Below are 25,889 nucleotides of genomic sequence, written 5' to 3' on the forward strand. Positions count from 1 at the left end.
TCCTTTCAGTCTTCGACGCTGCGCCGGCTGGCCCGCAGGTAAACCACGGCGAACACGAGCGAAATGAGCACGAGGATATTGCCGAGCGCCGAGCCTTCACCGAAGCGGAATTCCTGGAAGGACAGCGCGTAGGATTCGGTCGCGATCGTCTGGCTCGAATTCGCGGGCCCTCCCCCGGTGAGGGCGAGGATGATGTCGAGGACCTTGAGCGTGTAGACGACGCCGAGGACCAGGACGACGTTCACAACCGGCCGCAGCATGGGCCACGTGACGTGCCGGAACGCGCGCCAGCCGGTCGCGCCGTCGAGCGCCGCGGCCTCGTAGAGCTCGTCCGGGATGTCCTGGAGCCCGCCGTACAGGATCGTGACGTTGAACGGGATGCCGATCCAGATGTTCACGCCCACCACCGCGATGAGCGCCAGGGACGTGCTCGTGAGCCACGGGACCCCGTTCGGGACGAGGTGCAGCGCCTCGAGGAACTGGTTGAGGGCGCCGGAGTCCTTGTCGAGGATCCACTTCCACACAGCGCCGGACGCGATAAGCGGCAGGAGCCACGGGAGCAGGAGCAGCGAGCGGAGCAGCCCGCTCAGCGGGAACCGCCTCCGGAAGAACACCGCGAGCGCGAGGCCGATCACGAACTGCCCCGCGATCGAACCCGCCGTGAACAGCGCGGTGTTGAGCACCGCCGTCGTGAAGATCGACGAGCTCAGGACCTTCGCGTAGTTCTGCAGCCCGACCCACGGGGCCTCGCCCGTGTAGAACGTCGCGGTGCCGTAGTCCTGGAAGCTCATCACGAGGTTCTTGACCACGGGGTAGCCGAAGAACAGCGCGAGGTACGCGGCCGCGGGGAGCAGGAACAGCCATTGATACACGCTCTCCCGGCGCCGCCTCCCGCCGCGTGGCCGCGCGGGCTCGGCCGCCGCCGCGGCGCGCGTTGGCACGCGCGCCGCGGTCGCCGTCGTCGTCAACGGGCTAGCCATTCTGCGCCTGCTGCAGCGCGTCGCTCGGGCTCGCCTTGCCCGTGAGCGCCGTCTGGATGGCGGTGTAGATCTTGGTCGCGGCCTTGGGCCAGTCAGCGCCGAGCTCGCCGGTGCGGGCGCGGGCGGTCTTGATGAGGTCGGTGAAGACGGCGAGCTTGGGGTTGTCGGCGGCGAACTGGGCCGCGAGCGTCGTCTTGGAGGGGACCGTGTTGCGCTGCTTCGCCATCGAGGTCTGCAGCTCGTCGCTGTTCATGCAGCCGACGATCTCGGCGGCCTTGGCCTGCTTCGCCTTGTTGCCGGTCTGCGGGACGGTCCACGTCTCGCCGCCGAGGGGGGCAACCTCGGTGTCCGAGGCCGACTTCACCGGGAGTTTGACGATGCCGTAGTTGAGGCCCTGGACCTTGTCGAGGGTCGGGAGCTGCCACGGGCCGTTGACCATCATCGCGGCCTTGCCTGCGACGAACTGGTCCTTGACGTCCGCCTGCTTCCAGTTGAGGACGCCCGACGACGCCGAGCCGGACTTCACGAGGTCCGTCCAGAGCTGGAGGGCCTCGGCGGTCTGGGACGTCGCGATGTTCTTCTCGTCGCCGCCGTTGCTCCACATGAACGGGAGGAACTGCCACGAGCCCTCGTAGGTGGCGTTGGCGTCGAAGGCGATGCCGTACTGGCCGCCCGAGGTGAGCTTCGCGGCGTCGGCCTTGAGCTCGTCCCACGTGGTGGGCGGCTGGATGCCGGCCTTGGCGAGAATGTCCTTGTTGTAGAAGAGGGCGATGGTGTTGACCGTCGGGGCCAGGCCGTAGACCTTGCCGTTGTACGTGCCGGCCTGGAGCACGCCCGGCGCGAAGCCGTCGGTGCTGACGTTGAAGTCGCTCAGCGGGGCGAGCGCGCCCGTCGCGGCGATCTGCTGGACGTCGGGGTTGTCGAGCATGAGGACGTCCGGGAGGGTCTTCGACGACGCCTGCTGGAGGACCTTCTGGATGAGCGACGAGCCCGGGACCGTCTGGCGGTCGAGCGTGACGCCCGCCTTCGCCGCGCACTTGGTGAGGGCGTCGCCGATGAAGGACTTGTCCGGCTCGTTGTTGTAGTAGTCGAGGACGGAGATCGTCTTGACGTCCGCGTTCGACGTCGCGCTCGTGCTGCCGCCGCAGGCCGTCAGGACGGCGGGGACCGCGAGGGCCGCGAGGGCGAGGCCGGTGCGGGCGATGAGGGAGGTTCTCTTCATTGGGTTCTCCTGTTTTGGATTGTCGATGCGTATCGACGATGCGCATCGATTGGTGCTGCTTCGCTGGGGTTGGGCCTTTTGGGGGCTGTCAGCGCTTGTTGCGCGGACGGATGGTGCTCTTCCGGCGTTTGAGGACTGGCCGGATGAGCTCCAGGGCCTCGTGGGGCCTGGACGTGGGATCAGTGAGGTCGCGGACGATTCGGTGGACCGCCCGGCGGGAGACTTCGTCGGGTTCAAAGCCGATCGTGGTGAGCGGGGTGCGCTGGCGTTCGGCGATGCGGTCGGAGCAATTGACGACGACGGACGCGTCTTCCCCGAGGACGAGGCCCAGGTTGTGGAGGGCCTCGACGAGGAGATCTTGGTTGGCCGCCTCGGGGGCGATGAAGGCGGGGATGCCGTTGGTCTGCTCGAGAGCTTTGGTGACGGCCTTCTCCATGGCTGCGATCGTGGTGCGGCCGGGTGCGTGGATGACCTTGAGGCCGACGGCGGCGGCCGCCTTGTCGACGCCGCGGTGGAACCGCTTCACGTAGTTGACGTGACGTCGGACGACGGAGTCCTGCCAGTCCACGAGAATGACGCTTTCGTGGCCCAGCTGCGCGAGTTCCTCGACGCACATCGCTCCGGCGAGCTCAAAATCAGCGTCGATGCATTCGAGGCCGTCGTGCTTCTCGGGGATGCCGATGAGCACGCTCGGGACGGGGAGGTTGCGGATGACGGGGACGCGGGCGTCGTCGCCCTCGACCTGCATGATGATGAGCCCGTCGACGAGCTGTTGGCCCACGACTCGCTCGAGGCCCTGCGGGCCTTCGTCGTCGGTGACAAGGAGGATGTCATAGTCGCTCTGGCGGGCCGTGGCGGCGATGACGGAGATGAACTCCATGATCGAGCCCATGTGCAGATCTGGTACGAACGGAATCGCGAGGCCGATGACCTGGCTGCGCCGGCTCGCGAGCGCCCGCGCACCGGCGTTCGGCTGGAACGCGAGCTGGGCCATGGCGGCCTCGACGCGCTTGCGAGTCTTCTCGGAGATGGGGCGCCGGCCGCTCATGACGTAGGAGACGGTGCTCTGAGACACGCCCGCGAGCCGGGCCACGTCCTTGCTGGTCGGCATCGGTCACCTCCTCGTGCTCGTCGAACCGTATCGTCGATGCGTATCGAGGACGAGTATGGCATGGGTCACAGTCCGGGGCAAGAGCTTTCTGCCGGGCCTTTAGAGGATCGAACCCTTCGTCCGCGATAAGCCCCAGTCGTCCTCAGCCAGCACGCCCTCGACTAGGCGGCCGATCGTCGTCAACAGCTCACTGGGACTACTGGATAAATCAATGGGCAGTTCCGTGACCGACACGTCCGTGTTCACGACTCTCCGCGTTCGGGCGACGCCAGAATCTGCATAAAGAAGCCACGCCTGACCTACGTTCAACGCCGTGCAATATGCGAGCATCTGATACTGGTCGGCATTTGAATACGATCCGCGCCATGATGCCTTGTACTTCGCGTCGAACACTCCGACGGGACGCCCTTTCGCCATTAGTACAACATCCGCGTACATCTGCACTTGGTTTCCGTCTGGCTGCGGCTCGTCGAGTACGATCGGGTATTGCGCCTCGGCCACGTATCCGTGCCGCCACACCGAGGTCAAGTCCGGTCTTCGAGCTCTTCATCAGTCCGTACTTCTTGATAAGCCCCGCCGACTCCTCAGTCAGCTTGACCCAACGACCTGAGTCGGCAGCAATCGCAGAACCTGCCTGAGTGATTCCGGCCATCGTGCTGAGCGAAGGTCCGATCCGTTGCAGTCCAAGGTCCCTCGACGGCAGGTTCTCAGAGACGAGAAAGCGATCGACGGCGGCCGGGTTTCCAATGACCGCCAGTCCATCGCCGTCACTGATCAGCTGAATCTCGTTATCCATCGACGGCTCCTAGAGGGTTTGTAGAGAAGAGGTTCTTCTGAGTGGGGAGTGTAGTCGGGAGGTGCGACAGTCCCGGTGAGCCTGGAGGTCCCTCCGACCTACGCGGCGGCTCGCCCGAAATAATGTCAGACCCCCTTCCAGCCGTGATAGAACGACTAGGAATCTTCGCATGGGGGAGACATGATTATTGAGTTCGGCTGGTTCCTCGACCGTGAGCCTTGGGCCCACACCAATCAAGGCCTGAATCGGGTGCGCGTCGGGCGGAAGAACTTCATCGGCATCCTCCAGACCCGCCTCGGACTTACGCGCCCCGATACTCCGAACGCCGAGCGGGTGAGCCAGTACGCCGAGAAGCTCAAGCGCATTGACTCCCCCGACGCCTGGTTCCACCGATCCTTCCAAGTCGATCCTTGGTCCACGGCCCAAGAGTTACTCGCCGCGGCGACGACGCCGTTGCCAACGGCTGGGAACGGCGGCTTCCGGAACCAGAATTGGGGACGGACGACAGCGTCCCTCGCCTCTGCTGCGAACGCTCGCTGCTGCCGAGTTGCCGAGGGGGAGTTGGCGTCGTCGCTCGCGGACGACCTCGGCGAGATCCTCGAAGAGCTCAAACACTCGCGGATGCCAAGGAACGATCCCGAGAGCCACATCCGTACGGAGTACCTAAGGCAGATACGCACCTACAGGCAGTCCGCCAAGTCGGCGACTGGCAAGCGGGGGTTGAACGCGTACTTGTGCACCTTCCCGCTTTGGGCAGGTGTCTTACTGAAGAAGCTATGGGGACGAACTGATGACGACGTTCTTCGGGCATTATTCGGAGTCTGATCTCCGAGCTGCCATGTCGAAGGCTATCGACGAGGCGGCCAGGCTCGGGCGTGATGGTTTGAGGCGAAAGTACGGCTTTGAGCGTGCGAAGAAGTATGTCGCAGTCGCGGCAGGACATCATTTTGACAGCAAGGCTTTGGTAGCAGCGGCCGCAAAGAATCTTGAGCCGCCCGTTACCCTCACGTCTGAAAACTCTTTCGGCGGCAAAGCCACGACGAGGGTACTACACGCCTGTGGCGTGCCTTGGATCAACACCGATCGTCTCACCCACGTGCCCGAACTCGACTCAAACGCCAACGGCTCTGATTTATTGGATGGGGACCATCCCAAGTACTGGTGGGTCAATCAGAATGATAACTATTCAACGGTCATCAAAGAAGGTTCGCTCTGGGCTCCCGATCTGCGACGGGACGGGAATCCAGGGCACAAGGACTGGACGGCACTGCGCTTCATGACCCCGGGCGACATTGTGTTTCACTACGCATCACAGCAGTTCCGTGCTTTGAGCGTTATCGTCTCGGCCGGGGCTCAAGCCGATCGTCCGCCCGGGTATCCGGCTGACGATTATCTGCACGGGACCCTCGTGCTTCTCGAACCACGGATAGTCGATATGGAAGTCGGACTCGACGTTCTCAAAGAGATCTTCCGAGCAGGTGTTGGTCCAATGAATAGCACCGGCAATCCTGGACGCGTCTACACGGCACAGGTCCCCCGGTCGATTGGGGACCCATTGGCCCGATATCTCAGTGGTGGGTCGATCTCGAGTCGCTCATTCGCGGTGATGGTGTCGAAAGACTCTCAAGACACCAGTGCCCCGCTCGGAGTGAACGCAACGGACATTGCCGGGTCAGCGTACCGCCGGGCGGAACAGGGTTACTTAAGGCAGGCGCTTCTCGCCAGCTTTGGGAATCAATGCGCGATCTGCGGACGTGTCCTCCCGGAGAACTTGCTGATCGCTGCACACATCAAGCCTCGTTCCGAGTGCAGCGAAGAAGAACGCCTAGATTTTCGCGCCGCCGCAATGCTCGCCTGTTCGCTTGGGTGCGATGCCCTATTCGAGTTCGGCTATGTCACAGTCGACGACCGTGGGCTTGTGCGAGCGACTGCGACAAACGAGCCTGAGCTACGGAACGCGTTGAAGTCCATCGACGGGTTGCCCTGCTTGGCCTTCTCAGAGACGACAGCCCCGAACTTCGAATTCCACCACCAGCGACACGGCGTCGGGCTCTGACTGTGCTGAACACCTTTTGGGTGAACACAAAGAACGGGTTCCGAGAACCCGTGTGGCCATGTGTGGCCATGACCGAGGGGGGCGAAAGCCGCTTCACCAGGGTCCTTGTCCTCGGGTGCCTTGCACCGGTTCAGGATTGTCGGCGTGGAGCGCGACGCTATGGGCATGGCTGCAAAACGTGGTGGGTCCGCTGGTGGCGGATGCGGTCTCCTGGGAGTCTTCCTCGTCCTCGGCGCGGTCGCGCTTCTCCTCAAGTACTGGTGGGTTGTCCTGATCGTCCTCGGTGTGGTCGCAGTGACGGTGGGCATGGTCCGCCTCGCCCGGACCCCGATCCTCCCGAAGGGCACTTCGTCCGCCCCCCGGCCCTCATCGCCGAAGGCAATCAGACCGCCAAGACCCAGGCGAGGAGCTGGGCTTAGCATGGGCTTGCCGAGGGCGAAGCGGTCCGCGTTCGACGCGGACGCCTTCTACAGGGAGCAACGCGCCAAGAAACGCGAGGAGCAGGCAGCCGCCCTCCAGGGGTGGGACCGGCTCTTTCACGATATGCAACCTCCGATCCCCGACCCGCCGCCGGCGCCGCCCGCCCAATCCATGGAGGTCGGCGACGAGCCTGTGTCCGTTGAGAAGCCTGGGCCCATGGAGAAACCGCCTGTTGAAAAGCCTGTGCCCGAGAGGCCCGCTCCACTCTCCGACCCGCTGTTTGGGTTGGGGTACGCAGACAAGTTCGGCCAGACTCTCGCCACCGGCGACCGCGTCGCCAGGATCGAGGGCTACGCCGAGGAGATCGAGGGCGCCCCCATTGAGGCCAGCACGGGGACCATCGTCGGCTCCGGACTCGATCGCCTCGGGCGCGACTTCGCGAGGAGCCCGGCCCTCCACGTCCAGTGGGACATTCGGGCCCGACGCGGCGGATACGACGAGACGATGCCCTTCCATGCGGTGCCCGTCGTCTTCACCAGCGGGCGGCGATTTGGGCGCGCTGCAGGGGGCATTTTCGTCTCCTACTACATCCGCAAGATCGAAGATGCCCCCAAGCCGAAGAAGTCCGAATGAATAGGGGCGGAACTCCTTCTTCCTGCAGGTAGAAGCCAGATGGTCAAGTTGCGGGTTCACAATAGTCTCCTAAGTGGGCCGGTTCCGACAGGCCAGCTAACGTGTGAGGGCCTGTGCCGGAGCAATCCTCGTGGCCCGCAAAGCCGGGTACGCCGCGGCGACAACACCGGCAACAGCTCCAGCGGCGATCGCCAGCGCTGGAACCGCCGGATCGAGAACGGGTACCCACCGACTGGCCAGCGACACGGCCACAGTCACCACCACCCCAACACCAGCCCCGAGGGCTCCCCCGAGCAGCCCGAGCGTGGCGGTCTCGCCCAGAAGCTAGGGGAAGATATCCGCCCGGCGTGCCCCGAGGGCACGGCGGAGGCCGATTTCCGGGGTGCGGAGCACGACCCTGACCGCAGTCGTGTTCCCGATTGAGATCGGCCCGAGGGCGAGGATGACAAGACTGACCACGACGCTGAGTTGCGTCACGCTGTCCTCGACCTCCTGTCTGAGGGTCTTCGGGTCCGGTGGCGCGCTGACTTCGACGAGCTCCGGCAGCGCTGGAGAGACCGCAACGGCAGCCTGCCGGCCAACCTGAACGGCGGTACCCGGAACAGTCTCAAGGAAGATCTGATGGCCAGGGATCTGGCCGCTCGTCATCCCCGGAGCCTCCTGAGCGGTGATCGGCAGGATGATCCCGCCCGCCGCCCCAGGAACCCGCGCGACGTCGTCGTAGATGCCGATGACCGTGAGCCCGATGTCACCGATGAACACGGCCGCCCCGGGCTGGGCCACACCGAGCCGCGACGCCACCGCCTTCGAGAGCATCACCACAGGGTCCGCACGGCTCACGTGTCCCTCATCGAAGGCCCTGCCCACCACCCCTGAAGGCGCAATCGCAGCGAGGCTCTCGCGGTCGACGGCGTACACATCGACGGCCACCATGTTGTCTGTCGCCGAGTAGAGGCGACGGACATCGACCGCCTTGACCGTCGTGATCCGTCCAGCATGGACAACGCCGGCAATGCTGCGTGCCTTCTCGGCAGCCGCCGAGGTGAACCAGCGAAGGTTCGCGTCGCCGTCGTCCTCTGAACGCACGCCCGCATCGCGGGCGGTCACCACGACCTCGGTAGCCCGGCGAACGTCGAACGACGCCGCCCCTGATGGCTCGCCGTCCCCGTGAGGCCCAGCGTCGCAACGAAGGCCGCGCATCCCAAGAGCGCCCCCAGCGCCGAGGCAAGCGACGGCCCGAAATCCCTCGTCACGGACCGCCACGACTCCCGAATGATGTCCACGACACCGAGTCGGCTCTTCCGCACCCGCAACTGCCCACGGCCAGCGCTGCGCTCAGGCATTCGCAGCATCCCAAGCGGTCACGCCGGCATCAGTGATCATTCCGTCTTCCACCAGACACCGTGCGACGCAGCGACCGAGCGAGGCCCGGGTGCGGGTGAAGTCGTGCTTCACAAGGCTGCCGGCGCCGGCCGAGGCGCGACGACAACGCGCGGGCGCTTCTGGGCGACTGGCTCTCGCAGGCGCATGGCCACCGGCGCCGACACGACAAATGTGAGCGCGTCGCGGACACCTCGTCCATCCCACCACCGAGTGCCGCCCGACTGCCGCTACCGAGTTTCCGGAAAACCCCACTGAGTCGGTCCACACCGGCCCTAACCTCGAAGACGACGTAGCAAGACACAGCAGGCGCCGACGCCGAGGCAAGTCGCGACATTCGACGGTGCTAGAGCAGAGGCAGTGAGAGATCGAGGCCCCACGCCGGTCCTCGTAGATGGGGGAACCTTGGCCGACGAGATGGTGCTCCGCGCCCAGCGATGGATCAATTCGTACAAGGTGAATGGGATACCGATTGTTCCGGAAGATGGCCAGACGAGTTGGTCGGTCATGTACGCGCTGACCCGGATACTCCAGTACGAACTGCGCATCGTCACCCTTTCGGACAACTTCGGGCCGACGACGCTGAGCGAACTGTCGCGCCAGTATCCCGTCATCGACGAGACGTGTCGTGTGGCAGCCATTGTCAAAGTGGTCCAAGCCGGGCTGTACTGCAAGGGATACAACGGCGGCGACATCAACGGTTCGTTCGATTCGCGCACATCGGCTGGGGCGGCTTCGATGAAGGCGAACATGGGCCTCTTGGGCCTGTGGCCCGGTGGGGGCATCACGCCGAAGACCATGAAAGCTCTGCTGACAATGGATGCATATGTCTTAACTGGCAGAGGGACCGAGACAGTTCAATCTGTCCAACGTTGGCTCAACTCACGGTATATGAACCGCAGGAATTTCTTCGTCATCCCATGCGACGGGAACTTCTCCCGAGATGTACAGAAGGCTCTCATGCTCGCTATCCAGTTTGAGCTTGGTATGGCCGATGACATAGCGAACGGGATTTTCGGCCCTGGCACAAAGTCAGGTTTGAGGAGCCACATTCTCGGCATCGGTACCACGGGAATCTGGGTTCAGCTCTTCACCGCCGCGATGATCTTCAACCGAAGACCCGGCGTCACCTTCACACCCACTTACACCGCTCAATTACGCGACCAAGTTCTAGCATTCCAGTCCTTCGCCATCCTCCCGCGCACGGGCCAAGCAGACTTTCAAACATGGGCTTCTCTCCTAGTTTCAACCGGTGATGACACACGCCGTGGCGTGGCATTCGACTGCATCACGACAGTTACTCCGGAACGCGCCAAGACACTCTACGCACAGGGCTATCGCATCACAGGCCGCTATCTCTGCAATGGAACCGCCGGGACCTTCAACAAGATGATCGAACCCACAGAGTTAGCGACTATCGCCACGTCCGGCATGTCCTGTTTCCCTATCTTCCAGACCTGGGGCGGGAGCGCATCATACTTCAACGCGAACCAAGGCTATTCGGACGGGCTTAGCGCCGTGACGTGGGCTCGACACCACGGCTTCAAGTCCGGCACACGGATCTACTTTGCGGTCGACTTCGACGCACTGGATTATCAGGTGACGGCCAACGTCATTCCCCACTTCGAGGCAATCGGCCGCGCGCTCCAGATCTACGGTTCCGAGTACAAGGTGGGGATTTATGGCCCCCGCAACGTTTGTACACGTGTCAGCGAGGCGGGACACACGTCCGCGAGTTTCGTCAGCGACATGTCGATCGGCTTCTCTGGAAATCTCGGCTATCCCCTTCCCCCAGATTGGGCATTCGACCAGATCAGCACGGTCACTCTGGGCACAGGGTCTGGCCAAATCGAAATCGACAACAACATAGTCTCCGGCCGCGACATGGGACAGCGAACCTTCAACCCAACCCAGACCAACTCGAAGTACGATGTCCCGTTTGACGGCGCATACAGGAGCTCCCAGCTCGCAGATATTCGGTCTTATATGGAGACTTCGATCAAAATGAGCGAGTGGAGTGTTGGGTACACTTGGTCCACCGAGCAGTCACACGAGACTATGCTAAAACATGATCGGCTTATTACGGATCTTTCCAAGGCGTTGCGAATTCGAAAAGCTCTGATCCAGGCTCCTATCTTCTGGGAGCTACGAAAACGAACCAATGCCGACGATCTTGCAGACCTCGCGGTTGCAGCGTATTACAACGGGCAGCCCGGAACAGATGACTGTTCGACTGGCGTCGGACAGATTTTTGCACGAACGGCCATTAGAGCTACCAACTATTGCTCCCAAAATGGAATCGTTGCAGGGACGATACTCGACCCTGGGAACCGAGCCCATGTCGAGATGATCTGGAGAGTGCTCCACGACCGAGACGACAAGAACGTGGAGACGGTTCCACTGGTTCTATTGCATGCGGCATCTATGCAGGCGCTCGGTCGGCCTGGCTTGGATGCCAGCGAGGATGTCACCCGACGGACGCTCGAGCGCTATAACGGCACGGGCCCCAACGCCGTCAAATATGGGTACGAACTTCTCGGCGTATTTCGAGTGTTCGAGAAATACAACAAGATGCTCAGGGAGCGGTGACATGGGACAAGTTATTACACGCCTTGATCGCACCATCCTGACAACGCTTGGGTCAGTTTGCTTGTCTCTTGTGATCGGCGCAATTGAGATGTGGCCAGCGCTCGCGTCCGCCTACACGTTCACCCAGCTTGTTCTAGCGCCCCTCGGTCTGGGAGACCGCGATCCGACATTCGATGAAGATCCTCTTCTAATCTCTATCGGGTTTGTAATCGCTCCGCTCCTGCTACTCGTCATATGGTTCCTCCTCACTCGCGCGTTGGCACGCCGCTCTCAATGGCCTCGGCTCCTGTGGGTCTTCGCAACCGCGGGCCTGGTAGTGCCCACTTTCCTTTACCTACAACTCCACTCCTGACAGGGGATCGTCATGTTGTCATCCCGACCAATCACACGCAGGTCACTTCTCCGGGCGGGGGGTACAGCCGCGATCGGCGGCCTGCTGGTGGCTACGTCCGTGCCGGCATTTGGGAAAGACCAAGATGGAGCCGAGCGTCAACGACAAAAGCTTGCCGAAGTGGAGGAACTCCAGCGACGCCTCATCCCCGGCTGGAAGACGCCCAATGGTTGGCCGGCTGAAACGGCTTCCGACGCAGGCGGCACCATTTGGACCCGAGAGGTCCCAGGAACCGCCGTTGCCCTTACGGTTCGGGACGGTGAGCCACGTGCCCTTCTGGAGTATGTGATCCAGCGATTCAGCCTCGACATTCATGCCCTCACAGCCGCGGATATCAGAGCGTTCGATGCCGCGGAGCGAGGGGAGGCACCAACAGGAAACCACGCTTCCGGAACTGCGATCAGCCTCCTGCCCGGACACTATCCGAAGGGCGGCAAGGAGATGTTTGAATTCGAAGTCACAGCGGTGCGGGACATTCTAAAATCATGTTCTGGCCTTGTCGCTTGGGGAGGAGATCGGTCATCTCAATCCCAGGGCTTCTTCTACCTCAACGTTCCGCCGGGCTCAACAGACCTCGCGGCATGGGCAAATAGACGTGATAGCGCCCGTGAGCAACTCGGCACCCCCGGAATTCTCCAGGCAGGTTTCTGAATGGCCTCCGGACGTCGGGCTCAACCCGAGGCACCAGTCTCAACCTTGCTGATTCAGGTGCCACGCCACGCCCCCAACCGATCCCTCATCCACCCGAACTCGGCCTTGAAGCCGTAGTGTTCCCGAACCGCTGAGGGGCAGGCCTCCACAAAACAGGGGCGGGCCCCCATCGGCGCCCGCCCCTCACCCACCAGCAAGACCTACGAACTCACCGCCAGCACGCGGCCCAAGAATCGTCGGGTCCGCTCTTCGCGCGGGTTGTCGAACACCTCGTCGGCGGGCCCCTCCTCGACGACGACCCCCTGGTCCATGAACACAACCCAGCCGGCGACTTCGCGGGCGAAGCGCATCTCGTGGGTCACGACAACCATCGTGACCCCTCGGAGGCGAGCTCCGTCATCACTTGAAGCACTTCCCCCACGAGTTCGGGGTCCAGCGCGGACGTGGGCTCGTCGAACAGGATGACTTCGGGATTCATCGCGGGCGCGCGGGCGATCGCGACACGCTGCTGCTGCCCGCCTGAAAGCTGGTGCGGGTACTTGTCCGCGTGAGCGGCCATTCCGACCTTGCGGAGCAGCTCGAGCCCGCGGTCACGAACGGACGAACCGTCTCTCTTCCGAAGGTGCGCCGGCGCGAACGTGACGTTCTCGGGCACGGTCTTGTGCGGAAACAGGTTGAATTGCTGGAACACCATGCCGATGCTCTCGCGGGTCTTCGCGAGCCCCTTGTCGGACAGGGGCGCCGCTCTCCTTGGCTCCCCCGGCTATAGCCGACGGGCTCACCACGGAAGAGGACATCGCCGTCGTCAATTGACTCCATCGCGTTCAAGGTGCGGACCATCGTCGTCTTGCCTGAGCCGGGCGGTCCGATGACGGCAACGACCTCTCCGCGGTGGACCCTCAGGTCCACGCCCTTGAGCGCCTCGACCTCGCCGAAGGACTTCCGCTCGCCAACCGCCTGCAGCACCACCTCGCCGTCGTGCGGCGTGCGGGCGCGAACGACGGAAGCCGGGATCTCATCGCCCGAAGCGACGACGGCAAGCTTCGCGCGCGAGCCACGCCGCTGCACGTCGAGCCAACGCTCGAGCAGCTTGAGCCCCTGGTCGAAGACCGTGACAAGGAGAACGTAGAAGATGCCCACGCCGAGCAACGTCCCGAGCACCTTAAAGTTCTGCGTGTACAGCCGCTGCCCGACGAACAAGATCTCGGTGAGCGAGATCGCCGAGACGAGCGAGGTCAGCTTGATGATCGTCACGAGCTCCATTTCCCGAGCGCGGGGAGCGCCACCCCGAAAGCCTGCGGGATCACGATGTTCCGCTGCACGCCGCCCCACGGAATGCCGAGCGCCCGCCCGGCTTCGCCCTGCCCGCCGGCGACAGCAGAGAGGCATCCACGGTTGATCTCGGAGATGGGCAGGAGAAACGGCAAGGGCGGCCGGCCGCCCAATCTGGGAGGCCGCACCCGGAACGGTCTCCCCGAAGATTTGATGGCCAGGTCTCTGGCCGTTGGTCATGCCGGCAGCCTCCTGAGTTGTGATCGGAAGGATGACGCTCTGGCCCCACGCGACCGCGCACCGCACCGTGAAACGATGAGTTGGCATGAGACTGGCGGGAACCTTTTCGGTTCCTGCGGACACTACGGGGCATGAGACGCATGGGGGAATCCGACGAAGACCTCTGGCGACTGTGCGCGATCGGCGACGCTGACGCCTTCGGGGCTCTGTTCGACAGGCACGCCGATGCCGTATTCCGATACTGCCTATCCCGATGCGGGTCATGGCATGACGCCGAAGAACTCGTCTCGATCACGTTCTTGGAGGCGTGGCGGCAGCGGACCAGGCTGAGGCTCGAAAAGGACACAGTCCTGCCATGGCTGCTCGGGGTCGCCACGAACGCGGACCGCAACCGTGCCAGGGCATCGCGCCGACACGCGGAATTCCTGGCTCGGCTTCCCCACTCAGATCCCCAACACGGCGAGAACCAAGCCGACCACGCCGAGGCCGTAGCCACTCGTCTCGATGCCGAGCGCACCGTCCGCGAACTGCTCGACACCACCGCGGGTCTCAACGATGGGGAACGGGACGTCGTCCTCCTGTGCCTGATGAACGGATTCGGCCATGCGGAGGCCGCCGTGATTCTCGGGGTGCAGCCCGGTACGGTCAAGTCCCGGCTGCACAGAGCGCGCGCAAAGCTGGCCAAGCTACCCAGGTCCCCAGAGCCCGCCGACCCATTCGACGCGAAGATCGTTGAAGCGAGGATGCCATGAACCTGTCCGGAATCACCTATCCCAAGGACACCAAAGACCGCGTCGGGGCCCTGCTCGTCGAGGAAGCTCGCCGCAAGCCGAAGGCTGCCCGCAAGTGGCCTTTCCCCGTGGTCATCGCCGTTGCTGGCACAGCCTTGGTTGGGAGCACCGCGGCCGGAATCTACACGGCATTTGCTCCCGTGAACGACAGGCGGGACATTCGTTGCTATTACCACGCCGACCTCACGAGCCGACCCCCGGTGAAGGCGCTGCCCGGCCAGACGATGCCCCCTTACATCACTGCGGGAGTCTTCGATACGGGATTCGACGCCGGCAAGGACCCGAATCCGAACGACAAGAACGCCGGAATGAAGCAGGTCAACGACCCCGTAAACCTCTGCAGCCGGGTCTGGAGTGAAGGGCTCATGAATCCCGATGGATTCACCAATAACCTTATCCCCGCGGATTTCGTTCCTCCGGAGCCCGGGAGCCTCACCGCCGCTTATAAGTACAAGGACCAAAACGGTCACGCGATCATTCCCTACCCGGAGGTGCTGGGCACCTTCGGTCATTACATCCCGCACCTGACCGAGTGCGTCGTCGACAACACCGTCGCCGTGATCCCAGGAGGGCCCGAGATCTGCACTCGGCTCGGAGTCCCCGCGCTTCAGGAGTAGTCCGTACCACGGGCCATTCCGACGACGACGCAGGCGCTGCGACGAGCGGCGCCGTCGTTGTCTACGTAACGAAGGCGACTTCGCCCTCCCCTTCCAACGATCCACACCGACGAATCGCCAGCAGCACGGCGGGGGTGACCTAGCTCAGGAACCGCGCCAGTGCATTCAAGAACTAACATCGCGCGGAATCGGTTAGCGGATGCCACCGTGTCCGTGGCACGCCCCCTGTCTGGTTGTCCCCGGCCAGATATATCCGTCCTTGCAGACAATCGTGCCGCCTCCCACGTTGGGAGCCTGCGGGGCCGGCTGCGAGTTCACGTAGCTGTTTCCATCGCTTGAACCAGCCCCGCCTCCGGTGCCTGCGCCGGTGGCCGTATCTGCGGCACCGGGTTGTACCGTGGGTGTAGGGGAGGGCGTGGAGGTCGGTGACGGAGCGCTCGTGTTGTGCTTGACGCCGAGAGTGATGGTCGAGGACGTCACAGCTGAACTGCCCGCTGCAGGATCCTGGGAAATGACCTCCCAGTTTGACTTGACGACGACCGTCTTGTCTTCGACAGCATCAGAGGCTCTCACCTTGAAACCCAGCCCCTCGAGTTCCTTCTGTGCCTTATCGAGAGTCTTGCCTACCTCATTCGGAACGACGACGGCTGTCGACGCTGTGGCGGGTGGGGTAGTTCCCGCCTCGGACGATGTCTTACCCGAACACCCCGCCAGCACCACCGAGGCCAGGACAAGAATTACAAATCGCTTCTTCAAGAATTCCCCCTGAGAGAGCCCGGTCGATGCGACCAAGAACGGTCCAGAACAGTCGGCGGTGGCATGAACTCCGACCGCTCACAGGAAATATACAGGCATTTGACAGCAGGGTTTTCCACGCGACACGACCCCGGCCAGGAACGAAGGACCGGTTGGTCCCCCGGCGTCACGACGACTGACAAGACGGGATCCGGACTCAGCCCAGGAGCTTGCCTCACGCGGCACCGCTCCCCGCTCGAAAAGCGCGGCCCTCACATCGACCCGTCCTTCACTCGCCTCCGGCGAAACCAGCGCAACACGCCTGGCACTGTGGCGGCAACCATCCCCGCCCAACACAATTGGGTCAACGAGGCGGCCCCGACCGTCATGACCAAAAGGACGCCCAGTCCAAGGAACAGGAAAAACAGGGATACTTCAGATCTCTTCATTGCAATCTCCTCTCATCAACCCCTGGAGTTGTGACTTCGGCGCTTGGGGTTCTATGCGCGGCGGTCGAGCCGCCCCGCATTCAGGAAATTACCTCTCTTGCGCGGCGTGGCACGAAGGTGCAACTCGCCGCAAAACTGAAGAACTCGGTGGGGAGAGTCTTTTACGCTGAACCGGCCAGGGCGAACAGTTCGCTGCTTCAATCTCTGCCATGGCTTCGGAGTTCGGCTCAGTCATCATTGAATCCCCCATTCGTTCGCTCACTCTCCGACGGTGGAGCCACGGCTTGGACACAGCCTGTGCCTTCATCCAAGCAACCCAGAGCCGGACTGTCAAGGAAGTGGTAACGCGTCGGCAAGCAAAGTTAGGCAGATCCTAGGCACCCATCCGCAACTTCCGCGTCATTCCGGGCCAGGCAGGCACATGATGTTAGGCACAAGTTAGGCAGCGACTCTCGGCTCTTCCCCGCGTTGACCCAACCGGGGCTCGTGAGGTGAAGGGAACCCGGCCCCGCAGTCGCAGTGGTGAGCAGCGTCACTATCCGTTCTGACGAACGACGCGTTCAAGCACGACCGACCGAAAATCCCCTCAACGACCTACCTCAACGCCCCTAACGACTGCGTTATCCCCATGACGCTGCGCGTCCCCTTCAGCTGGCGGGGTCGTACATGAACGCCCGTACCTCCTGGGCGCACCGGCAGGCGACCGCAATCTTCGCAGCCCATTCCAGTGCCGCCTCGCGGGAGGGCAACTCCAGTATTGTGTAGCCGCCTTCGAGCTGCTTCGTCTCCGGATATGTTCCCTCAGTCACCGCGCCATCCCCGTCGACCAGAACGGGCGGAACGCTCTCGTCGATTCCGCCGCCGAACACCCAGATACCGGCGTCCTTCGCCTCCGCCACCACCGCGTGCGCAGCGTCCGAAACGGCCGGCAGCTCCTCAGCGGAAACGTCCATAGCGCCACTCGGGAACGAAATCAGGTACTTCGTCATCCTCGGCTCCTTCTTCCTGTGTCAGGGATCGCTGTGTCAGAGATCGGACCCATCGTCACCGAGGCAGCGTGCCGTCACAAGGGTTCGATTGCTTGATGGTCCCATTAATGGGACCATCTCTGGGTCAATATCCAAGACCGTGGTGGGATGGCCAAGGCATACCATGTCCGGCAATTGCTCAAAGCGCTTGACCGGCTCAGAGAAACCCGAAACGAGGTGACACGCAATGCTGACCCAACCACGCCATGACGTAACACATTACCGATACACCGTCTTCTGGTCGAAGGAAGACGGCGAATTCGTGGGGACTGTCGCCGAATTCCCCTCACTGTCGTTCCTCGACGAATCGCAGACACGCGCCCTGGAAGGCATCGAAGAGCTGGTCGCAGACGTCATCGAGGACATGCTCAATTCCGGCGAAGAGATCCCTGTTCCGCTATCGGAACGTGAATACAGCGGCAACATACGATTGCGAGTCACCCCAAAAAAGCACCGGGAGCTTGCCGTGCGCGCCCAGGAACAAGGCGTATCGCTCAACCGGTTCCTGAACAGTCTCCTCCCCTGAGCAGGGCCGAACGGGGCCGAAATGAACGACACTGCGATCGTAATACGTGCCATGCTGAAGACACTTGCGGCCTGGCAGACCCACGACATAGTGGTCCACGAGGCATGGCCAGACTCCTCCAACAGCGCTTGCGTCGTCTTCGAACATAGCAGCGGAGGCTATGGTTCTATCGGGTATCGAGTTGCTTTCCCGCCACACGCAGTGGACGAGAACCCGGAGTCGACCGGGGAGGCGTGGGCGTTGGCGGTGATCGAGCGATGCCTTCTGCCAACATCTAAGTGTCGTGGACCCCTTTGCACTGACTCATGGCGTCAACAGCGCTTAGGTCCTCTCGCGAGACGTCGTTCCAAGACGGCCAGCGTCGGTTCGCACGTGGCGCCCGCGGTGACTCTCATGACTAGAGCCTGGCCCCGCCGTCGTCCGCTCCTGGCATGGACGAACATGCCAGTCATCGCGTTCGAGAACGCCCATTCCCGTCCGCCTCCGGTTCGCACGCTCCACCCGCGCTCGCCCCTCAACACTGATCGTGCTCCGCCAACGCCACGGAGTCATAGCCGAGATATCTGCTCATCGGCACGCTCGTGCACCATCCAACACGGAGAATGCTCGCCCTAGAAACCACGGATCCCTCTCGCGAACTAGCCTCCCCAACACCTAATTTCTGCAATTCCGGCTTCTCCGTGTCGCAAAGCCCCATAAGATCCCGGCATCAGCCGCGACCGAGGCTTCGGTGACGGACTATCCATCCGACCGGCGAAGCCGTCGGGAACCATGGGGGTGAACAGTCGATGAACTCCAAAATGACAACGACTAGCATTTTCAAGGCAGCAATTTCGGTCGCATCAGCCTTAGCTCTGCTACTCGCCTCAGTCAATCCAGCCACCGCGGCATCTCCTCAACGTGAAGCCTCCGATAGCGGCGTCACTATCGTTCAGCCAACTGAGCAAGAGCGCGTTGCCGCACTAGCGAAGCTCGACGAAGCAAAAAGGAAGGACCCTGTAGGCTTCGCGCAGCGGATGAAGATGCTCGAGCACGCCGATGCCCTCAACCGGTTCCTGTACGGTGACAAAAGATTCGACGGTCGCCAGCAACAAGAATTTGTTGCTGCGTCGATACCAACTGAAGCTCTCGAAGGGCTCATCGAGATGACCGATGCCGGCGTGCTGAAGTTCGGCCTGACTAAGGACTCAAGTGGTCGGCCGGCGGCGAAGATCACTAAAGGGTCCTCTGAAACGAGAATGATTGGCGGCGGTCTGCACTCAAGCTCGGTCAAGCCGGCCGGCCTCGGGTCCTTGCCCCAGTGTCCTTCTGCATGGGCAGCCTTCTGGGCGTGGTATGCGAACACTATGGTTGTATGCGAAGCTCTTGGCTTCTTCGGTCCGTGGACCGCTGCAGGCTGCTACCTCGCACTTGCATTGGGCGGAACGATCATCGATTTCAACATGAGCTGCTGACCAAGAGGGACGACATGGGCAATTCTCGGACGTCACCACGCCAGTACTGGTTCGGCCTCTCGCTGGTGTACGGCCTGTCTCTGAGCATCCTTGCGCTGGCAACGCCGGTTTGGCTCTTTGTATTCATTCCGGCGGCCATCCTCTTCATCGTTCTGCAGGCGGTGTACTACGGCCAGATTGGCCGAAACATCCAAGGAAGACTGGCAACGGCAACCCCGGGAGTTGGAGTTCTAGCAACGACCGGTGGTGCAATCGCCGTCCTTCTGCGTGGCTCAGACGCGGCGTACTGGGCGGGCCCCCTTCTCGCGCTCGCCGGTTTCGTCGCCATGTTCCTGTTCTTGAGCCGATTCGGTCGATTCCATCCGAACTCGTCACGAGAGATGCCAACGTAAGGAATCTTCCGGCTCCCACGGACGCAGAACAGAGGCCACGGGGCAAAATTTGAGGCGGTGTCACGGACGATTTTCGTGACACCGCCTCTTGCTGTCCGATCCGCTAACAAGCTGTGGATCCTACTAACGGTCAAAGAGAGAGTTCTTGGCGTAGACCGCCCCCCGTGCTATGGCGCCCCATCCGCCCGCGCCCGCCGCCCGTTTCGGCCTCCCCCGGTTCGTGCATGCCGCCCATGCTCCGCCATCCGGCTGCCCTCCGCCGTCGTCCGCTCGTGCCCCTCCGCCGTCGTCCGTTCTGTCGGTTCCGACCCGCGCAAGGGAACCTCGCGCAGGGTCAGCACGAGCACGAGGGCGAGCCCGATGATCGGGATCGCGTAGACGAAGATCCCGGTCAGCGCGTTCGAGAACGCGACCTCGAACCCCTGCCGCAGCGCCGCCGGCAGCCGCGCGACCAGGGCGGGTGTGATCGACTCCGTGCTCGGCAGCCGCGAGGCAGCGCCCGCCGGGAGATGCTGGGCGAGCTGCTCGGTGAGTCGCGTGCTGAAGATCGACCCGAAGATCGACACCCCAAGTGAGCCGCCCACGAGCCGGCCGAGGGTCACGGTCGAGGTTGCGGTGCCGACGTCCGGGATCGCCGCCGCATTCTGGGCGATCACGACCATGACCTGCATCGTGAGCCCGATCCCGAGGCCGAGCACCACCATGTATAGCCCGGACGTGAGCCGGTCCGTGTCCACGCTCATCGTCGAAAGCAGATAGAACGCCGCCCCCACGACCAGCGCTCCCACGATCGGCGACCACTTGTAATGCCCCGTCCGGCTGATGATCTGCCCGGACACCCCAGCGGCCACGATCAGCCCGGCCATCATCGGCAAGAGCAGCAGCCCCGAATTCGCGGCGGATGCCCCCGAGACGATCTGCAGGAACAACGGAAGGAACGTAATCCCGCCGAACATCGCGAAGCCGATGATGAAGCTCACGGACGCGGCGACGTCGAACGCCGGCAGCCGGAACAAGCGCAACGGAATGATCGGCACGGCCGCCGCCCGCTCGGCGAACACGAAGCCAACCAGAAGCACCGCGCCCGCCGCGCCGAGGAGGTAGACGGTCGGCGAGTTCCAGTCGACGGTCGTGCCGCCCCACGTCGTCAGGAGCACGATGCACGTGAGGGCCGCTCCGAGCAGGACGGCGCCGAGGAAGTCGATCCGCCGCTCCCCCTCGCGGCGCGGCACCTTGAGCACCTTGGTCACGACGGCCAGGGCGACGGCGCCGATCGGGAGGTTGATGTAGAAGATCCACCGCCACGAGACGTAGTCCGTCAGGTAGCCGCCGATGAGCGGCCCCGCGACCGACGCGAGGCCGAACACGGCGCCCATGTACCCCTGGTATCGGCCGCGTTCGCGAGGCGTGACGAGGTCCGCGATGGTCGCCTGCGCGCCGACCATGAGCCCGCCGCCGCCCAGGCCCTGCAGCGCACGGAACGCGATGAGCTGCGCCATGCTCTGGGACACCCCGGACGCCGCCGAGCCGATGAGGAAAATGACGATCGCGATGAGGAACAGCGGCTTTCGGCCGTAGAGGTCGCCGAGCTTGCCATACAGCGGCATCACGACCGACGACGCGAGGATGTACGACGTCACGACCCACGAGAGTTCCTGGAGCCCATTGAGTTCGCCGACGATCGTGGGCAGCGCGGTTGCCACGATGGTCTGGTCCATCGCGGCGAGGAGCATCCCGAGCATGAGCCCGGACATCGCCGTGAGCACCTGGCGGTGGGTCCGCGGGGCGGGAACGGAAGCGTCGAAAGCGGCAGACATTGGCCTCGACCTCCAAACGGTGAGGATCTCCGTCTCTCCGTTCAGGCTACGCCCGAGGGCTGGGAGGGGGAACCTCGGCGCCCGGGGCGCCGACCCTGATCGCTGTCAGTTGCCCAAGTCGTCCGCGACCCGGCGCAGGTCTTGGACCCATCCGGCCGAACGGTTGGCCGTCGGCGACGCCGCCTCGAAGTTCAAGAGCGCATCCGCGATGGACTCCAAAGCAACCGAAAGGTTTGCCTTCACGGCACCGTAGCCTTCCTCGGACCGCGGATCGGCGGATTCGACGGCGAGAAGCTCGGCTCCGGCCCGCAAGATCAGCGAAGCCTCGAATTCATTCACTCCTGGCCTCCTTGGAAGGGAATGCACGGCCGCTGGAGTCCGGATTATGGGCGCCGGCATAAGCAGTGGTGATCGCCGGGGCCGTGGCCTGGAAGACCGTGGCGCCGCCCGGCATGAGCATGTAGGCGAGGAATTCCTCATCGAACGTGACGATACCCGTGGCGACCGCCTCGAGTTTGGCCCGGATCAGCAAGGACAACTGCCACCAGCTTTTGCGTGCCGCCTCTTGGGCGCTCTTGGATTCTTCGCCTGTGCTATGCGGGTGCAGCGGGTCATAGTCCGGGTCCGGCAGCGAATCGGCCGATCCGGGGTGCCCGAGAACGAGACGGAATCGGCGATTCCCCGCGCGGAAGGCGATCGCAGCCTTGCCGTGTTCCGAAGCAAGACGGAATCCCGAGGCCCCGGACGCGGCGAGCATGGCCTGGATTTCCGACTGGAGTGCGGAACAGCTTAGGGAGGCGCCCCGCACATAATTGCTTCTCATAGCTCAGAGTACGCCCGGCCGGTCTCCCGGGCGCCCGTCTCCGAGCGAGCACTTGGCCCGCCATGCCGGTCCTCCCCGGGCGGCTCCGGCGTCCAGCGCATGCGATTCGGCACCGCGCTGACATGCGGACTGCTCGATCCATGCTCTGGGCCGGGCTTCCCTGGGGGACGGTCTTGCCCGAGGCCCGCCATTAGGCGCGCCGGTATCGGGCGGTGATAGGGCACTCGAAGGGGTCGCGCGCCGCGAGGCCGACCCTGTTCAGGTAGCGGATGACAATCCCGTAGGAGCGCCAAATGCTGGTCTCGGTGTACGGGACGGCGAGCCGCGTGCACTGCTCGCGCACGATCATCCGGGCCATCGCCAGATGAGGCCGTGGCATGCTCGGGAAGAGATGGTGCTCGATCTGGTAGTTCAGACCGCCCATCAGCCACGTGGCCCACCAGCCACCCGAGATGTTCCGGGACGTGCGCACCTGCTTGGAGAAGAAGTCGAGCTTCGCGTCCCGCGCGATCACTGGCATGCCCTTGTGATTCGGGGCGAAGGTGGCACCCATATAAAGGCCGAACACTGCCAGCTGGACCCCGAGGAATGCGAACACCATTCCTGGCGGGAGCAGCAAGAAGAGCGGAAGAAGGACGACGGCGAAGCGCAGCGCGAGCAGGCCCAGCTCGGCCCAGCGTCCCTTGACGGGGCCGCGCGAGAACAGGTGGCGGAAGCTGAGGTAATGCAGGTTCAGTCCCTCAAGGGTCAGCAGCGGGAAGAACAGCCAACCTTGGCGACGAGTGATCAGGGCACGGATGCCCCTGGCCTTAGCCGCGTCCTCTTCGACGAAGGAGATCGTGTCGATTTCGATGTCCGGGTCGCGGCCGACCTTGTTCGGGTTCGCGTGATGGCGGCTATGCTTCGAGTCCCACCACGAGTAGCTCATCCCCGCGGCGGCGCCGAGAAGGCGCGCCAGGAGGTCATTGGCTGGCCCCGTCGTGAAGATCTGCCGGTGCCCGGCCTCGTGCGCCATGAAGGCCACCTGGGTGAACAGGATGCCGAGGGCGGCTGCGATCAGAAGCTGGAACCAGCTCTGCCCGAGAAGGATCGACCCAGCAATGCAGCCGGCAAGGCCGACCACGAGGACGCCCCCGACGAGCGAGTAGAACCACGGGGTCCGGCGCAGCAGGCCCCCTTCGCGGATCGTCTGGGACAGCTGGAGATACGCCTTGGTCAGGGGAGGGAACGTCTCCTCGCCCGCGTAGGCCTGACGGCCAGGAATAAGTTCGAGTGCGGGGCTGGAGACCGTTGTGATCAGAGCACCTTTTCAGAGCAGGCGCCCAAGGCGCAGGTGGGGGTAGGGGGTGTCCGTGCGGGCGGAGCGCAGACCGCGATCCGCCCGCACGGCTCGTTGAATCAGAGGGGACGAATGTTCGCCGCTTGGGGGCCCTTGGGGCCTCGCTCGGCGTCGTACTCGACCTTCTGGCCCTCTTCGAGGGAGCGGTAGCCGTCCGTCGCGATCGCGCTGTAGTGCGCGAACACGTCGGGGGTGCCGGCGTCGGGCTCGATGAAGCCGAAGCCCTTCTCGGCGTTGAACCATTTGACGGTGCCAGTGGCCATGTCGTTATTTCCTTCTTGTTGTGAGGCCGTCAAAGCGACCGCGATGTACCGCGCCGACGGTGCCGACGCGGACGTGAGTGGGTGGATGAGCGAGCTGAAACTGTGAGGGCGTCCTCGTTGAGAGGGCCGGGGCGAGCTCTGTGAGCTGCTGTGCAAGGGATATCGCGCGTGGCTTTGGGCTGTGAAGCCTCTTCAGCTGCAGATCCTTGCATTGTGCAGTGGCGACCGCCGGAGGCCTCGAGGTAGACAGCTGCAATACGGGAGGCAATTGAATCGTCTGCCTCGGCCGGACGGCCATCTGGGCAGTCCGCGTTCGTTCAAGTCTACACGCTTTGCGGAACCGTCACGGCGAAAGCCTCAGCGCGCGGGGTCAGCCCAGGCTCAGGGCCGTCCAGGAGACGGGCGGAAGGGTGACGACGACGGATCCGTCCCGAACCTCCACACTCTTGTTGCGAGAGAGGCGCACCCTTTCGGGGTCCTCGAGCGTGTTCTTGGCGTAGACGTCGGAGTCAGAGAGGGTCTGGGCGTCCAGCAGGATCGTCGCGTCGAGAGCGCTCAGATCCACTGTCAGGACGACCTCCTCGTCTTGCGAACGGTTCACCAGGAACACGGCGCTGGTCCCCGTGGATGCATCGTGCGTCGCGACCGCGTCGACCAGCGGAACGCTGCCGTGGACCTCCGTGTCATACTGCGGCGTCTCGATCCTGGTTGCGAGCGCCTCTCCAGCCGCGAGCCGCGAGGTCAGGGCGAAGGGGAAGAAGGTGGTCTGCCGCCAGGCCGGCCCGCCCGGCTCGGTCATGATGGGCGCGATCACGTTGACGAGCTGGGCAAGGGATGCGGAGGTGACGCGGTCCGCGTGCTTGAGGAGCGAAATGAGGAGGTTTCCGACGACGACGGCGTCCGCGACAGAGTAGGCGTCCTCGAGCAGGCGCGGGGCGACTGGCCAGTTGTCCAGTCCTTTGATCTTCTCGACCTTCTTGAAGCGGTCGAGGTACCACACGTTCCACTCGTCGAAGGAGATGTTGATGGTCTTGCTACTGCCGTTCGCAGCCTTGACGTGGTCCGCGGTGGCGACGACCGATTCGATGAACCTGTCCATGTCCACCGCGGACGCCAAGAAGGAACCCAGATCCCCGTTCTTCTCCTCGTAATAGGCGTGGCAGGAGATGTAATCGACGTCCTCGTAGGTGTGGGTGAGCACCTCGCGTTCCCAGTCTCCGAAGGTCGGCATCTGTGCACCCGAGGAGCCGCACACGACCAGCTCGAGCGATGGGTCGAGCTGGCGCATGGCCTTCGCGGTCTGCGAGGCGAGCTTTCCGTAGTCGGCGGCCGAGCGGTGACCCAGCTGCCAGGGCCCGTCCATCTCATTGCCCAGGCACCACATCTTCACCCCAAACGGCTCAGCGCGCCCGTTGAGGGCCCGCAGCTCGGACTGGGTCGTTCCGGAGCGGATGTTCGCGTATTCCAGCAGGTCGAGTGCTTCGAGCGTCCCCCGTGTGCCGAGGTTGACGGCGAGCATGAGCTCGCTTCCGACCTTCTCGAGCCAGCTCCCGAACTCGTGCAGCCCGACCTCGTTGGTCTCGGTCGAATGCCACGCGAGGTCAAGCCTCCTGGGGCGGTTCCCGCGGGGGCCCACGCCGTCTTCCCAACGGTAGCCCGAGACGAAATTGCCTCCCGGATAGCGGACGGTGGAAACCCCGAGTTCCTTGACGAGCTCGATGACGTCGGTCCGGAAGCCCTCGGCGTCGGCGCTCGGGTGGCCCGGTTCATAGATGCCGTCATAGACGCACCGGCCAAGGTGCTCGACGAAGGAGCCGAACAGACGCCGGCTGATTGGACCGACGGCGAACTTCGGGTTGATGGTGAGTCGTGCGTGATGCATGGTCTTCTTTCGGTGAATGAATTCCGCCCTAG

General features: G+C 63.4%; 24 protein-coding genes and 1 pseudogene. 11 read left to right on the forward strand and 14 right to left on the reverse strand.

Annotation, left to right across the window (positions count from 1 at the left end):
* Positions 1–5 precede the first annotated feature (5 nt).
* The 4 genes from SPF06_RS04775 to SPF06_RS04790 all read right to left on the reverse strand — a co-directional run bounded on the left by SPF06_RS04775 (position 6) and on the right by SPF06_RS04790 (position 3,814).
* Positions 6–980 (reverse strand): carbohydrate ABC transporter permease, encoded by a 975-nt coding sequence (locus SPF06_RS04775; RefSeq protein ID WP_323277823.1) that lies wholly within the window; start codon positions 978–980, stop codon positions 6–8.
* Positions 973–2,202 (reverse strand): sugar ABC transporter substrate-binding protein, encoded by a 1,230-nt coding sequence (locus SPF06_RS04780; RefSeq protein ID WP_323277824.1) that lies wholly within the window; start codon positions 2,200–2,202, stop codon positions 973–975. Before SPF06_RS04780 ends, SPF06_RS04775 begins: the two co-directional genes overlap by 8 nt.
* Positions 2,203–2,290: 88 nt before the next feature.
* On the reverse strand, positions 2,291–3,313 hold the full coding sequence (locus SPF06_RS04785) for a LacI family DNA-binding transcriptional regulator (RefSeq protein WP_323277825.1): 1,023 nt from the start codon (positions 3,311–3,313) through the stop codon (positions 2,291–2,293).
* A 99-nt stretch (positions 3,314–3,412) separates the two neighbouring features.
* A complete protein-coding gene (locus SPF06_RS04790; protein ID WP_323277826.1) occupies positions 3,413–3,814 on the reverse strand; it encodes a 5-methylcytosine restriction system specificity protein McrC in 402 nt (133 codons plus the stop codon).
* A gap of 475 nt (positions 3,815–4,289) precedes the next feature.
* Here SPF06_RS04790 and SPF06_RS04795 point away from each other — a divergent pair, with 475 nt between their 5' ends.
* The 3 genes from SPF06_RS04795 (at position 4,290) to SPF06_RS04805 (ending at position 7,218) form a co-directional block, all read left to right on the forward strand.
* Positions 4,290–4,934, forward strand: a complete 645-nt coding sequence (locus tag SPF06_RS04795) for a hypothetical protein (RefSeq protein ID WP_323277827.1) — start codon at positions 4,290–4,292, stop codon at positions 4,932–4,934.
* Positions 4,900–6,165, forward strand: a complete 1,266-nt coding sequence (locus tag SPF06_RS04800; protein WP_323277828.1) for an HNH endonuclease signature motif containing protein — start codon at positions 4,900–4,902, stop codon at positions 6,163–6,165. Before SPF06_RS04795 ends, SPF06_RS04800 begins: the two co-directional genes overlap by 35 nt.
* A 144-nt stretch (positions 6,166–6,309) precedes the next feature.
* Positions 6,310–7,218 (forward strand): hypothetical protein, encoded by a 909-nt coding sequence (locus tag SPF06_RS04805; RefSeq protein ID WP_323277829.1) that lies wholly within the window; start codon positions 6,310–6,312, stop codon positions 7,216–7,218.
* A 324-nt stretch (positions 7,219–7,542) separates the two neighbouring features.
* Here SPF06_RS04805 and SPF06_RS04810 read toward each other — a convergent pair whose 3' ends face one another.
* Entirely contained in the window at positions 7,543–8,325 is a 783-nt protein-coding gene (locus SPF06_RS04810) for an ABC transporter permease (protein ID WP_323277830.1), read from the reverse strand.
* A gap of 678 nt (positions 8,326–9,003) precedes the next feature.
* Here SPF06_RS04810 and SPF06_RS04815 point away from each other — a divergent pair.
* Together SPF06_RS04815 and SPF06_RS04820 are read left to right on the forward strand one after the other, a co-directional pair.
* Entirely contained in the window at positions 9,004–11,187 is a 2,184-nt protein-coding gene (locus tag SPF06_RS04815) for a glycoside hydrolase domain-containing protein (RefSeq protein ID WP_323277831.1), read from the forward strand.
* 511 nt (positions 11,188–11,698) lie between these two features.
* Positions 11,699–12,229 carry a hypothetical protein gene (locus tag SPF06_RS04820; protein ID WP_323277832.1) on the forward strand — a complete coding sequence of 177 codons (531 nt, stop codon included), beginning with the start codon at positions 11,699–11,701 and terminating at the stop codon, positions 12,227–12,229.
* Between the two features lie 200 nt (positions 12,230–12,429).
* On the opposite strand, the pseudogene SPF06_RS04825 reads toward SPF06_RS04820, so the two are convergent.
* Positions 12,430–13,198: pseudogene (locus tag SPF06_RS04825) on the reverse strand (amino acid ABC transporter ATP-binding protein).
* On the opposite strand from SPF06_RS04825, the gene SPF06_RS04830 reads away from it, so the two are divergent.
* From SPF06_RS04830 to SPF06_RS04840, 3 genes are read left to right on the forward strand one after another with little or no spacing between them, the layout of a single operon-like run.
* Positions 13,121–13,876: a hypothetical protein gene (locus SPF06_RS04830; protein ID WP_323278028.1), complete on the forward strand. Its 756-nt coding sequence runs from the start codon at positions 13,121–13,123 to the stop codon at positions 13,874–13,876. The pseudogene SPF06_RS04825 and the gene SPF06_RS04830 sit on opposite strands and share 78 nt — an antisense overlap.
* A gap of 5 nt (positions 13,877–13,881) precedes the next feature.
* Positions 13,882–14,493 carry an RNA polymerase sigma factor gene (locus SPF06_RS04835; protein WP_323277833.1) on the forward strand — a complete coding sequence of 204 codons (612 nt, stop codon included), beginning with the start codon at positions 13,882–13,884 and terminating at the stop codon, positions 14,491–14,493.
* Positions 14,490–15,149, forward strand: coding sequence for a hypothetical protein (locus tag SPF06_RS04840; RefSeq protein WP_323277834.1), 660 nt, complete (start codon positions 14,490–14,492; stop codon positions 15,147–15,149). Before SPF06_RS04835 ends, SPF06_RS04840 begins: the two co-directional genes overlap by 4 nt.
* A 192-nt stretch (positions 15,150–15,341) precedes the next feature.
* Here SPF06_RS04840 and SPF06_RS22080 read toward each other — a convergent pair whose 3' ends face one another.
* A complete protein-coding gene (locus tag SPF06_RS22080) occupies positions 15,342–15,869 on the reverse strand; it encodes a PASTA domain-containing protein (RefSeq protein ID WP_428985711.1) in 528 nt (175 codons plus the stop codon).
* 1,111 nt (positions 15,870–16,980) lie between these two features.
* Positions 16,981–17,322, reverse strand: coding sequence for a YciI family protein (locus SPF06_RS04845; RefSeq protein ID WP_323277835.1), 342 nt, complete (start codon positions 17,320–17,322; stop codon positions 16,981–16,983).
* 226 nt (positions 17,323–17,548) lie between these two features.
* Between SPF06_RS04845 and SPF06_RS04850 the strand changes: the two genes are divergently transcribed.
* From SPF06_RS04850 to SPF06_RS04860, 3 genes are all read left to right on the forward strand, one after another.
* Entirely contained in the window at positions 17,549–17,887 is a 339-nt protein-coding gene (locus tag SPF06_RS04850) for a type II toxin-antitoxin system HicB family antitoxin (protein WP_323277836.1), read from the forward strand.
* A gap of 800 nt (positions 17,888–18,687) precedes the next feature.
* A complete protein-coding gene (locus SPF06_RS04855) occupies positions 18,688–19,341 on the forward strand; it encodes a hypothetical protein (protein ID WP_323277837.1) in 654 nt (217 codons plus the stop codon).
* A gap of 14 nt (positions 19,342–19,355) precedes the next feature.
* Complete coding sequence (locus SPF06_RS04860) at positions 19,356–19,733, forward strand: hypothetical protein (protein WP_323277838.1); 378 nt, start codon at positions 19,356–19,358, stop codon at positions 19,731–19,733.
* A 167-nt stretch (positions 19,734–19,900) separates the two neighbouring features.
* Here the strand turns inward: SPF06_RS04860 and SPF06_RS04865 are convergent, their stop codons facing one another.
* From SPF06_RS04865 to arfA, 6 genes are all read right to left on the reverse strand, one after another.
* Positions 19,901–21,550: an MDR family MFS transporter gene (locus tag SPF06_RS04865; RefSeq protein WP_323277839.1), complete on the reverse strand. Its 1,650-nt coding sequence runs from the start codon at positions 21,548–21,550 to the stop codon at positions 19,901–19,903.
* A 105-nt stretch (positions 21,551–21,655) separates the two neighbouring features.
* Complete coding sequence (locus tag SPF06_RS04870; protein WP_323277840.1) at positions 21,656–21,889, reverse strand: hypothetical protein; 234 nt, start codon at positions 21,887–21,889, stop codon at positions 21,656–21,658.
* Complete coding sequence (locus SPF06_RS04875; protein WP_323277841.1) at positions 21,882–22,307, reverse strand: hypothetical protein; 426 nt, start codon at positions 22,305–22,307, stop codon at positions 21,882–21,884. The genes SPF06_RS04870 and SPF06_RS04875 overlap by 8 nt, the downstream gene beginning before the upstream one ends.
* 256 nt (positions 22,308–22,563) lie before the next feature.
* Positions 22,564–23,637 carry a fatty acid desaturase family protein gene (locus SPF06_RS04880; protein ID WP_323278013.1) on the reverse strand — a complete coding sequence of 358 codons (1,074 nt, stop codon included), beginning with the start codon at positions 23,635–23,637 and terminating at the stop codon, positions 22,564–22,566.
* Between the two features lie 134 nt (positions 23,638–23,771).
* On the reverse strand, positions 23,772–23,975 hold the full coding sequence (locus SPF06_RS04885; RefSeq protein ID WP_323277842.1) for a cold-shock protein: 204 nt from the start codon (positions 23,973–23,975) through the stop codon (positions 23,772–23,774).
* A 370-nt stretch (positions 23,976–24,345) separates the two neighbouring features.
* The gene (arfA, locus tag SPF06_RS04890) at positions 24,346–25,857 is read right to left on the reverse strand and encodes an arabinosylfuranosidase ArfA (RefSeq protein WP_323277843.1); all 1,512 of its coding nucleotides are present in this window, start codon (positions 25,855–25,857) and stop codon (positions 24,346–24,348) included.
* Positions 25,858–25,889 lie beyond the last annotated feature (32 nt).

Origin of the sequence: Sinomonas terricola (genome assembly GCF_034931225.1) — a bacterium.
In the GTDB taxonomy this organism is placed as follows: domain Bacteria; phylum Actinomycetota; class Actinomycetes; order Actinomycetales; family Micrococcaceae; genus Sinomonas; species Sinomonas terricola.